At 37.7% G+C, this 12,448-nt stretch carries 9 protein-coding genes; 2 read left to right on the forward strand and 7 right to left on the reverse strand.

What is annotated here, in order from left to right; translation table 11 throughout:
* Positions 1-57 precede the first annotated feature (57 nt).
* From BXY75_RS02815 to BXY75_RS02840, 6 genes are all read right to left on the reverse strand, one after another.
* Positions 58-888 (reverse strand): helix-turn-helix domain-containing protein, encoded by an 831-nt coding sequence (locus tag BXY75_RS02815; RefSeq protein WP_245962908.1) that lies wholly within the window; start codon positions 886-888, stop codon positions 58-60.
* A 232-nt stretch (positions 889-1,120) separates the two neighbouring features.
* Positions 1,121-3,247, reverse strand: a complete 2,127-nt coding sequence (locus BXY75_RS02820) for a Tex family protein (RefSeq protein ID WP_170152835.1) — start codon at positions 3,245-3,247, stop codon at positions 1,121-1,123.
* Positions 3,248-3,305: 58 nt separating this feature from the next.
* Positions 3,306-4,754: a hypothetical protein gene (locus tag BXY75_RS02825; RefSeq protein ID WP_121906180.1), complete on the reverse strand. Its 1,449-nt coding sequence runs from the start codon at positions 4,752-4,754 to the stop codon at positions 3,306-3,308.
* 25 nt (positions 4,755-4,779) lie between these two features.
* On the reverse strand, positions 4,780-6,852 hold the full coding sequence (gene metG, locus BXY75_RS02830; RefSeq protein WP_121906181.1) for a methionine--tRNA ligase: 2,073 nt from the start codon (positions 6,850-6,852) through the stop codon (positions 4,780-4,782).
* Positions 6,853-6,938: 86 nt separating this feature from the next.
* Entirely contained in the window at positions 6,939-8,558 is a 1,620-nt protein-coding gene (locus tag BXY75_RS02835; RefSeq protein ID WP_121906182.1) for a DUF1501 domain-containing protein, read from the reverse strand.
* Positions 8,559-8,566: 8 nt separating this feature from the next.
* Positions 8,567-10,033: a DUF1800 domain-containing protein gene (locus tag BXY75_RS02840; protein WP_121906183.1), complete on the reverse strand. Its 1,467-nt coding sequence runs from the start codon at positions 10,031-10,033 to the stop codon at positions 8,567-8,569.
* 120 nt (positions 10,034-10,153) lie between these two features.
* Between BXY75_RS02840 and BXY75_RS02845 the strand changes: the two genes are divergently transcribed.
* Complete coding sequence (locus BXY75_RS02845) at positions 10,154-11,053, forward strand: S66 peptidase family protein (protein WP_121906184.1); 900 nt, start codon at positions 10,154-10,156, stop codon at positions 11,051-11,053.
* Between the two features lie 38 nt (positions 11,054-11,091).
* Positions 11,092-11,451 (forward strand): YraN family protein, encoded by a 360-nt coding sequence (locus tag BXY75_RS02850; protein ID WP_121906185.1) that lies wholly within the window; start codon positions 11,092-11,094, stop codon positions 11,449-11,451.
* A gap of 51 nt (positions 11,452-11,502) precedes the next feature.
* Here the strand turns inward: BXY75_RS02850 and BXY75_RS02855 are convergent, their stop codons facing one another.
* A complete protein-coding gene (locus tag BXY75_RS02855) occupies positions 11,503-12,330 on the reverse strand; it encodes a helix-turn-helix domain-containing protein (protein WP_121906186.1) in 828 nt (275 codons plus the stop codon).
* Positions 12,331-12,448 lie beyond the last annotated feature (118 nt).

Raw genomic sequence — 12,448 nt, forward strand, 5'->3', positions numbered from 1 at the left:
AAGAATGGACAGAATTCCCTAGAACATGTCGATTCTTCCCTTTTTAAAAAAAACGAATTAATTAATCGTGGATTTTAACCGAAAGTGAGTTGGAGAGCTCCCGGTTTGCTTTTTGAACATCCTACTTAAATGTGACGCATCATCAAAACCAATATCATAGGCAATTTCTTTGGAGGTTTTATTGGTATAAATAAACTGTCGCTTTGCTTCAAGTATAATACGATCATGGATAATCTTAAGGGGTGTTTTCTTTAATTTTGAAAAAATATTCGAAATAGTTTTTGGAGATTTATTTAGCTTGCCTGCGTAAAATGCAACAGAATGCTCTTTTTTAAAATGCGCTTCCACCAATAAATTAAACTGACGGACTAATTCTTGTTTATTATCTGTAATTGCTTCGGAAGCAGATTCGGATTTCAATAATCTTGTGGTTTTTATAATAAATCTGGAAAGCAACATGCGAAGCATTTCAGACTGAATAGCATCCTTATTCTCAAATTCTTCGATAAATACACTATGTAATGCACTATAGCTTTTTTGTTCTTTATCGTCCAATGGGATAATGGGGCTATACATATCTCCAAAGAATAGAGATCCGGCACAACCAACTTCTTTATCGTGATCCTGAATGCAATAAAAGGAACGATTAAATTGATAAACAATAAGATCTTTCCCAGCTTCAAACTGAAGAAACTGAAGGGGAGTTAGCGCTAAAATACTATGCTGTGGAATCCTAATAGGAATGTTATCTACGATTACTCTTGCCGAGTTTTGTCGGGCCCATATAAATGTAAAAACGCCAAGCTGTTCTCCAACTCGATATTTTTCTAGTAAGCTTTCGTCCCCTATCTGAAACATCGCTTCAGTATTGAATTCTGAAAATTTCATGATCATTATAGATATGTCGATTCTTCCTTCTAAAAATTACAACCTTAATAAATATTCTTTTGAAGTATAGCGAATTAGTGGTGTTAAAAGCAGCTTAGTTGCGCTTATTATCCCTCACCCCAGCCCTCTCCCGCTGAGAGGGAGTTATTGTTGGTCCCTCACCCCAGCCCTCTCCCGCTGAGAGGGAGTTATTTTTGGTCCCTCACCCCAGCCCTCTCCCGCTGAGAGGGAGTTATTTATAAAGCTTTAGTTGAATTCGTTTTCGGGCCACATCCACATCCAATACTTTTACGATGATTTGTTGGTGTAGATGCACATGTTCGCTTACATCCGAAACATAGGCATCTGCGAGATTTGAAATATGAATCAAACCGCTTTCCTTTATTCCTACATCAACAAAACAACCAAAATTGGTAATATTGTTCACGATCCCCGGGAGCAATTGCCCTTCATGTAAGTCGGTAATGGTTTTAATATTTTGGTTAAAAGTAAAGACCTTAGCTTCCTCCCGAATGTCAAGACCCGGTTTTTCCAACTCTTTCAAAATGTCTTTTAAGGTTGGAAGTCCGATGTTTTCATTGCAATATTGTTCCGCTTTTATTTTCTGAAGAATGGTTTTGTTACCTATTAATTCTGAAACTGCTACACTTTGATCTTTTGCCATTTGTTGCACCACCGAATAACTTTCAGGATGTACCGAAGAATCATCCAATGGATTTTTGGCCTCTTTAATTCGTAGAAATCCCGCTGCTTGTTCGAAAGCTTTGCCTCCCAAGCGAGGAACTTTTTTAATGTTATTTCGGGATGTAAATGCGCCCTGATCGTCTCGATAAGCGACTATGTTTTCTGCCAGTTTTGGACCAATACCCGAAACATAACTCAACAAAGAAGTGCTAGCAGTATTAATGTTGACTCCAACAGCATTTACACATAGTTCAACGGTAATGTCCAAGGAACTTTTCAACTTTGATTGATCTACATCATGCTGATATTGCCCTACACCAATGGATTTGGCATCAATTTTAACCAGTTCGGCTAAAGGATCCTGTAATCTACGACCTATAGAAACCGAACCTCGAACAGTAACATCGTAATTGGGAAATTCGTCTCTCGCAATTTTGGATGCCGAATAAATAGAAGCTCCAGCCTCGCTCACCACAAATACTTGGATGTCACGATTAAAGTGAATTCTTCTGATTATAGTTTCTGTTTCCCGGGATGCTGTTCCGTTCCCTATGGCGATTGCATCAATTTTATAGGCTTCAACCAGGGTGCTGATTTTTTTAATGGCACCGGTAGCATCGTTTTTTGGAGGATGCGGGTATATGGTTTCATTGTGTTTTAGTCCGCCTTGTGCATCTAAACAAACAATTTTACATCCGCTTCGAATACCCGGATCGATTGCAAGTACTCTTTTTTCGCCCAGAGGTGAGCCCAGTAATAGTTGTTTTAGGTTTTTGGCGAATACTTCAATTGCCGTCTGATCCGCTTTTTCTTTTGCTATACCTAGGGTTTCATTCGATAAAGCAGGAAAAAGAAGGCGTTTGTAAGCATCCTCGATCGCTAATTTAATTTGAGCGGCGCATTCATTGTTCGAACGAATTATGCGTTCTTCAATTTTATATAACGCCTTTTCATCATCGATCTCAATTTTCATTCTTAAAAAGCCTTCCGAAGTGGCTCTTAAAATGGCCAGTAATCTATGAGACGGAATTCGTGATAAACTCTCGTTCCAATCGAAGTAATCTCTAAATTTTTGAGCCTTCTCATCATCAGCTTTTGATTTTACCACCTTAGTTGCAATTACAGCAAAACGTTCCAGTTGTCTACGCAATGAATTTCGAACGTCAGTACGCTCGTTAATCCATTCTGAAATGATATGTCGGGCGCCTTCCAGTGCTTCTTCTTCGGAAGTGATTTCGCCTTTAATATATTTTAATGCTATTGAAGAAAGCCCTGAAACATTTTGGGTCATGATGATCTTCGCTAAAGGCTCCAGACCATTTTTTCTGGCAGTTTCTGCCTTTGTTTTCCGTTTCTTTTTGAAGGGTAGATATAGATCTTCGAGAGTTATAAGATCGGAGGTATCGTTTATTTTTTTCTGAAGCTCGGGTGTTAATTCACCCTGTTCTTCTATTGCTTTTAGAATGCTTGTTTTACGTTTTTCAAGCGCTTCAAACTGTTCTTTGTACTTTACAATTTCTCCAATTTGCACCTCATCTAGGTTTCCTGTTCGCTCTTTTCGATAGCGAGAAATAAACGGAATGGTGCAGTCTTCATTTAGAAGAGATACCGTATTTTTAATCCCTTCCGAAGGGAGATTAGTATTAGAAATTATATAATTAAAAAGCTGGTTCACAAGCAACGATTTATAGATAAAAAGTGTTAACCCAATGATTGGTATAGGTACGTTTTATTTACATTTTGATTATGCGATAATACTTATCCCGCATATCGAAAAATCCAAAATATAAACTGTCATTATGGAAAAAAACATCTTCAGCCGTGATGCGTTCAATATTTTTCTTATACTCTTGAATTCTATCAAAGACATCGGTCTCAACATCTTTCTTTACATAGTTAAAATCCTGGTCGAAGTGAGTGTTGAAAAAAGTAGATTTTGTTGAAGTATACAACGAATAAGAATAAAACGTTGGGTTGTATATCATAACGGTAACTGCACCACCAACGCCAAAAGACGCACCGCCGCCGCCCATCATCATCATACCTCCTCCTCCGGTTGCAACTTCTTTGTATCCACCTATGGTAGCGTTATAACCCATATCATCTTTGTAGGCGGTAATTCCTATTTTACCGCCAGAAACCTTTCGCAGAAACTTTGAAGTCTCTTCCATTTCTCGTCGGTTGACAAAAGGAATAGCCGTTGTCCCTTCTTGAATAATTGGAGAATTTTTTATGTCAATAGGAGTCTCTTTTTCTAAGTAATGCTCTTTAATAATTCCCCCATCGAAGTTTTTTACTTCAATCTGCATCTCCAAGTTACTACTTCCCAATTGAATGATATGATCGTCCAAAATAAAAGAGTTGTATCTATTAAACTCTTCTAATTTTCCTTTTGGATAATTATATTCACTAGACGTTAATTCTAAGGTTTCAAGATCAATAATGTACAATTTTGTGGCAGTCTCATCATCATCGTCGAAAGTTAAATAGAGCTTGTTATTTTGCTGGTAAAGTTTCGTTTGATTTGCAGCTTGCTCGATCGACGTTGGGACTCTATTGTCGATCTTTGTAATATTCGATTTCAATGGAGCCATAAACATAAAGACGTCTCTTTTTAATAGTCTCTGATTCTTTTCAGTTTTTCCGTCACCAATTTCAATCGTATTGATTATTTCAGCTTCCATTTTATCATTCAGAATACGTAAGACAAATTCGTTGTCCTTATTTGCTGAAATTATATAAAGCTGATTTTTATATTGAACCGTTTCTAAAAATTCTTCTTTGCCAAAATCAATTTCTATTTCCTGGGCTTCTCCCTTTTTTTTGTCAAAATCTAATAAAAGAAGTGCAAATTTTTGAAGCGATCTATTTGACGCCACCAAATAGTATTTATTGTCAATTATCTTGTACCCAAGAACATTGCTGTATTTGCTTTTTAGTGCATCTGTATCAAAGGAAGATATATTTTGAAAATCTTTGTCAAATAGCTTTGCATATACCTTCTTTTTTTCGATTAGTACAATGGCAAGATCTCCATTTATCGTGTTTGAGAACGAGTAGCTCTCTTTATGTTTTATTAAATAAACACTTTCCTCAATTTTAAAAGAAACAACTTCTTCCTGAGCATGACCAAAGGATATGACAAAAACGGTCATAATCAATAGGGAAATAAAATTTTTCATAAGTATGTTTTGGGGTAAAAATATTTTAGTTTATCGTCGCACCATTGTCAACACCGTCTGTGTCCGGATTCACAAACACCAATTTCCCATCGGGAGTTTCGGTCATTAGTATCATGCCTTCACTATCGACTCCACGTAAGGCTCGAGGTGCGAGATTCACTAAAACAGTTACTTTTTTACCAATAATCTCTTCAGCAGTAAAACTCTCTGCAATCCCCGAAACAATCGTACGTATAGCTATACCGGTATCTACTTTTAAAACCAATAACTTTTTCGCTTTCGGCATTTTCTCGGCTTCAATTATAGTACCAACCCTCATGTCTAGTTTGGTAAAATCGTCGAAAGTACAAGTGTCTTTTTGTGGTGTTATGGTTCTATTTGCTGCTTCATTCATCGCTTTACTGGCTTGTAATTTATCTAATTGTTTCTGAATTTGTTCGTCTTCTATTTTGCTGAAAAGTAGTTCTCCTTTTCCAATGGTGTGGCCGGTTGGGAGTAACTCTTGTTTTAAAGAAACATCATTCCAAGCTAGAGACCCCTCGACTGCGCTCGGGGAGACATTGAGCATTTTTTTCAACTTTTCCGAAGTAAATGGCAAAAAGGGTTCACTTAAAACTGCTAATACTGAAGCAATTTGCAATGCGACATACATAACAGTTTTTGTACGTTCCTCATCAGTTTTGATTGATTTCCAGGGTTCTTCGTCGGCTAGATATTTATTTCCTAATCTGGCGACATTCATGAGTTCCATTTGCGCTTCGCGGAAACGATATCTTTCTATCGAACTTTCAATAACGGCAGGATAGGCTTGTAATTCCTTCAAAGTTTGTTCGTCAACTTCAGAAAAATCTGAAGCTGCCGGAACTACGCCATTATAATATTTGTGGGTTAAAACAACCACTCTATTGATGAAGTTTCCGAAGATAGCCACCAACTCATTATTGTTACGCGCCTGAAAATCGGCCCATGTAAAATCATTGTCTTTAGTTTCAGGGGCATTTGCAGTTAATGCATATCGAAGTACATCCTGCTGATTAGGGAAGTCTTCCAAATATTCGTGCAACCAAACCGCCCAATTCTTACTTGTTGAAATTTTATTGCCTTCCAGATTTAAAAATTCATTAGCAGGCACATTGTTAGGTAAAATATAACTTCCGTCGGCTTTTAACATACTCGGAAAAATAATACAATGAAAAACGATATTATCTTTCCCGATAAAATGTAGCAATTTGGTGTCTTCATCTTTCCAATAAGGCTCCCAGTCTTTTCCCTCACGCTTAGCCCATTCTTTGGTGGACGAAATGTATCCAATGGGAGCGTCGAACCAAACATATAAGACCTTCCCTTCAGCACCTGGAGCCGGCACGGGAATTCCCCAATCCAGATCTCTAGTTACCGCTCTAGGGCGTAAACCGTCGTCGATCCATGATTTGCACTGTCCGTAAACGTTGGTTTTCCAGTCTTTTTTATGCCCTTCAACGATCCATTCTTTTAACCAAGGTTCATATTGATCTAAAGGCAAGAACCAATGTTTCGTTTCTTTTAAGGTTGGAGTCGCACCGGTAATGGCACTTTTTGGATTGATTAGATCGGTTGCATTATGAGATGTTCCGCAGTTTTCGCATTGATCACCATAACTTTCTTCAAAGCCACATTTTGGGCAGGTTCCTACAATAAAACGATCTGCTAAAAACTGATTAGCTTCAGCATCGTACAATTGTTCAGTTACTTCTTCGATGAACTTTCCGTCCTTATACAATTTTTCAAAAAAATCGGATGCTGTATCGTGATGAATTTTAGCAGAAGTTCTTGAGTAGTTATCAAAAGTAATTCCGAAGTCTTCAAACGACTTTTTAATGATAGCATGATACTTATCGACTACTTGTTGAGGAGTTATTCCTTCTTTTTTCGCCTTGATTGTGATTGGTACACCATGTTCATCACTTCCGCAGACAAAGGCCACATCCTTCCCTTGCAATCGTTGAAAACGTGCATAAATATCTGCTGGCACATAAACCCCTGCCAGATGTCCAATATGAACGGGACCATTGGTATAGGGTAATGCGGCTGTAATTGTATATCTTTTTGGTGTACTCATAATTCTTCAAATAATGCACAAATGTACCATTTTCATGAAGAATTTTTAGTTGCAAAGACCAACTAAAGACAAAGAATATGATCTATCTATTTTATCAAAATTGATTTGCTGTAAAATTGCCCACCGGTTGCAATTCTGTAGACGTATTGACCATATGCAAGACGGGAGTTGATCTGCGCTCTCACATCTATAGTATGCCTGCCGTTAAACAGTACTTCATTGGCAAGTACTCCTATTTCTTTGCCTAAAATATCATAGAGTCGAATATCAACATTGGCCGTCGCCGGCATGGAAATTTCAATGTAAGTTCGGTCGTTTTGATAGAATGGAGCATGAACCAGACGTGTTGTATTACTAAAATCTGAAGTGGATAATACGTTACAATCGAAACCAAGATCCATATTATCATAGGTCTGATTGAGTAAGATGAGATCCACGACTGAAGGATCCAAACAAAACCAATCGGTTAATACTGTAGAATACACATCTCTAAAGTCGGAGGTTGGGATTAGGTTATCATCTGCATCCCAAACACTTAAATCAGGGTGGTTACCAACAAACCCGCTACCATTTAGTCCTGAGCCAAATAGCATCACCGGAGAAGCGGCACCATGATCTGTACCATCTGAACCATTTTCGTAAGGACGTCGGCCAAATTCTGAAATGGTCATCGTTAATACCTTATTATCTAAGCCAGAACTGGCAAGATCGGTGTAAAAGTTTTTTATAGAATCGGCTAGATCTTCCAATAGAGCTCTATGATCGTCGACTTGGTTGGCGTGAGTGTCGAATCCGTTAAGGGTAACCATATAGACCTTGGTATTTAAACCTCCTTTGATCATTCGGGCGCAAATTGCTAACTGATTCGAAAGTTCTTCATCTTCATATGGTGCGTTATTAGTCGAAGCCATATAAGCATCATTTAGCACTTGAGAGTATAAAAATGTGGTGTTCGCAGTAGATCGCATAAACAACAATTTATCACCGTAAACACAATCGGGAACGTTTAAAACATCATGTACTGTGCCGTTTTCAGCAATAGCTGCTAACTGTGCCGGGTTCGCAACCGAGAAGGAATAATTGCTGTCATTTCCATCAAAAACAAGATTTCCAATCGAACCTATTTGAATAGCAGGCGGGTGTTCCGGGGGATTGATCAAATAGTCTGGATAGAGGTCTTCAAAATAACGTCCCCACCATCCCGTTGGTTCAAAATTTACTTCGTTTGTTGACGCCCATATTTCCGAAGAACGAAAATGCGATAAATTCTGTTGCGGATATCCTACTCCGTGAATCACTTTCATCTTGCCCTCACCCCAAACCGTTTCAAGGCTGTTCATGTAATTGGGAATTCCGAAATCGGCATTTAAGTTGATCAAGTCATTTTGCTGATGTCGAATCGTGGGTCTAAGATTGGCATAGGTTGCATAATCATAAACAGGGACAATGGTGTTAAGTCCGTCGTTACCACCTTTTAGTCTTACAATTATAAGAATATTGTCGTTGTCCACCTGTGATAAAGCAACCGATAATGGAGATGGTTTTGAAGCAGTTATTGCCGCACGGCCTAAAGTCATACTTCCTGCTCCTACTAAACCAAGTGCCTGAATAAATGATCTACGACTCCATGCTGAATGTTCTTTATCGTGAATATTTTTCTCGCTTTTAGCGCTATTTTTTTTGGGAATATCGTGGTTGTTACACATTGCGGTTGTTATTTAAGTTGAAATTCGGGCATTTTTCCAATATGCTGAAGTAGCAGTAACACCTGATAAGGTGCAGAAGACCAGCTAAGATTCCAGAGGCCCTCGTCATAATAGTTTTGAGGTACATCCCATTTAAATATGTCGGTCGCAATAGTATAGTCTAGTGGCGAATGCAAGGGTTTTGCCATAAAATGATCTACAAGAACTTGCGTAATGTAATTGGGATCTATACTATCGTTGGTAAGATCCCTTGCGAGATCGGTTAGTGTAAATTCATTCTGATCGAATAGAAACCAGATATAAAGATCCACTAACTGCCAACGTCCGGTTAAGGTCGAAGAATTAATCCAGGTTTCATCCCGTTGCCATCCCGATACATCTGGGGGATCATAAATATCCTGACCCATAAGACTGTTATAATATACTATGGTTTCGATGAGCTCATCATCGTAGTAAAAACCTGTTTCTTTTAGGTATGCAAGTATTACATCATACGGACTTTTTACGGTAACGCCTAAAGCACGCTCATTGAAAAAATGTTCGCTTTTAAAAAGCTGTTTTAATACAGGAACAATCTCAAAATCATTGTTAATAAATGTGTCCACCAATGGCTGGATAATATCCTGTTCAATAACGGCATCTACAGCCGGACTCACAAAAAAGCGATACAATTTTTCGCAGATATAAAAGGCGATTTCTTCACCACGCTCCTGAAACAGTAAGTTTATAACATCATCGTAGCCCCATTCTCCGGTTTGTCCGAAGATCGTTTTTTCTCCACTGTCGAAAGTACTGGGGTCGAAATAGATAATATCTCCATAATCGTTCCAGTGATTATATCCTGTTAGAGCACGAGCAGTTTCTACTATGTCTTCTTGAGTATAACCATTACCTTCCCCTAGTGTAAATAATTCGAACAATTCACGCGCAAAGTTTTCATTAGGATCGAATTGAGTATTTTGAAAGCCATTGAGATAAATGAGCATGGTGGAATTTACACCTACAGCTCTTACAAACTGCTTAAAATTCCCAACACAATTAAATTGCATGGTATTGTAATACTGAAAAGCATAGGGTGAGTGTCCGTAGGTCTCAAACTCAGTAACAAAATGATTCATCCAAAAAAATGTCATCCGACCTCGAAGATCTTCATTCATAAAATCATTAACCGTTTGAATTCTCCATTCATTAAAAAATGGAAAGTTTTGGTTTTCATAATCGGTAAAATCATTGTACGAATAATAGCCCCAGGGAGGTGCCGGCGTGGTGGGAAGATTAAAAGCGGTATCGACCAGCATATCTATAAAATCACCCGGAGACATAGCCAATGCGGCGTCTATTGTTTGTTGTGAAGCTCCAAATCCTAATCGTCTATAGGCATGTGTTACTTTAGTTGTATTCCATGGATCGGCTGTTGTTGGAATAAAAGGTGCGATAGACGCATCATTACAGGAGGGGGGAGTAGCTGTTATCATTGGTGGGAATCATGTTAGGTTGTGCATAAAGATATTGAAAATAAGCTAATTAGAATAAAAAGGATAGTTATTAAACCCGAAAAATTAAATTTTAGTATTTTCAAACTTTTAAATTTTACTATGAAAACCCCTACTTATTTATCGAAAGGAGATTGTGTTGGTATCGTTTCTACCGCCAGAAAAATTACTGCATCGGAATTGCAACCATTTTTAAATTTGTTGGAGTCCTGGGGGCTTTGTTATAAGTTGGGAAGGACAATTGATGCTTCCTATCATCAGTTTGCTGGTGACGATGAGCTTAGATCGCAAGACCTTCAGCAGTTTCTGGATGATGATGAAATCAAAGCTGTTTGGTGTGCACGAGGCGGCTATGGAACAGTTCGTTTTATTGACACGCTGGATTTTTCAGAGTTTAAAAAGAACCCAAAATGGATTATAGGTTATAGTGATATCACGGTTTTGCATTCGCATATTCATAACTTCGGAATAGAAACCCTTCATGCTAATATGGCAATGGAGTTGGATATTAAGACTGAAGCTACGCGGACTTCGGTGCATGATGTTCTCTTCGGAAAAGAGTACGGGAGCGAAATTGCTTCCGAAGAAAATAAACTAAACAGAATAGGCATGGCTGAAGGTGCATTGGTCGGTGGAAATTTATCGCTACTATATTCACTCATCGGAAGCCCTTCAGATATAAAAACCGACGGAAAAATACTTTTTATTGAAGATCTGGATGAAATGCTGTATCATATTGACAGAATGATGCAAAATCTGAAACGTACAGGTATGCTTAAAAATCTCGCAGGTCTTATTGTGGGAGGCATGAGCGATATGCGGGACAACACAATTCCATTTGGAAAAACTGCAGAAGAAATTATTAATGATGCCATCTCCGAGTATGATTATCCTGTGTGTTATCAGTTTCCTGCCGGGCATATTATGGATAATAGGGCCTTGGTTCTAGGTAGAAAAGTTATCTTAGAGGTAGAAAAAAAGAGTGTAAAATTGAGTTTTTAGAATAATAAATAAAGATCCCTGCCTGCGCTGGGAGTATTATGGCATATCATAACGAACTTGGTAAAATGGGAGAGCAGTTGGCTGTTAACTATTTGCTGCGGAATGGTTTTAGCATTTTGGAACGAAATTTTATATTCCAGAAAGCAGAAATTGATATCATAGCCCAAAAGGATGATAAGATAATTGTTATTGAAGTGAAAACCCGAAACAGTGCTTTTTTTGGGGATCCTCAGGATTTTGTTACCAAATCGAAAATAAAATTATTGGTGAAAGCTGCGAACGAATATTTAGTTTCTAATACCATAGAAAAGGAAGTGCGATTCGATATAATCGCTATTCTAAAAAACAAAAATATTGAGAAAATTGAGCATTTTGAAAATGCCTTTTATCATTTCTGAAGGAAATATTTAATGAACTAAACCGCTCACTTAAAACGTGAAATTACAACTTTAACGCGGCTGAAATTTCGCCTTTATGAGATCTCTAATCTTGTATAAAAGTATAATCTGAAGCAATACGGCCGGGATTAGAAAAATGTATCCCAACCACAACAAAAAAACCATTAAGAAAAAGAATCCGCTTGCAAGGGTTATTCCTCCAGTAATAGTGGCTAGTTTTCCAACAGATAAGTTTAGTCTTAAAAGAACAAATCCGAATATCAAACTTACTATTCCATAAAATAATGAATGAACGACAATAACATACTCTATATAGAATAATTCGGTGCAAAGAGAAATCATATCATATCCATAAAAAATGATATTGACTGAAATCATGGCGATCGCAGCGATTTTAAGCAAGTATTCTTTGAAGATGTTTCCCATTATGAAGAACCCACGCATAAAGTAAATATAACTACCCAGTATAATAAATTTTAGGCTTAAATAACCGGCTTTTCCAAAGATGAGATCGTCCTCATAATAGCGTGCGTAATCCACAGCAAACTCTATAAAACCTGTAAGAAAATAGATAAGTCCACAGATCCAGGCAATATTAAGATGGCTGGAATAAAACGAAGCTTCCTTGATGTCTTTTATTCCTGTAAGAAAAATAGCGGAGTCCTTTTTTTCTTCGGAAGTCGTTTGCATTGCTTCAAAATCGAAATCAAGAATATTGAAAATTGTTTTTAGGGTATAACTTCTAGGCGTCACTTCTCCGGCTTCGATTCGTTGAATAGTGCGCACATTAATATTACACAAGTCAACTAATTCTTCCTGAGTGAGTCCTTTTTGTTTCCGAAGCTCTATTATTTTGCGACCGAGTTCTGGCTGTTTCATTTATAGATCATTATTATGGCAATAGTACGATTGAACTAGAAATCGTGCAAAAAATTAGAAGGAATTTCACCCGACATTCACCCGACATTTCAGTCTGTACTCACAATAGAGGCTCAAA

The organism is Ulvibacter antarcticus, assembly GCF_003688405.1.
GTDB classification, from domain to species: Bacteria; Bacteroidota; Bacteroidia; order Flavobacteriales; family Flavobacteriaceae; genus Ulvibacter; species Ulvibacter antarcticus.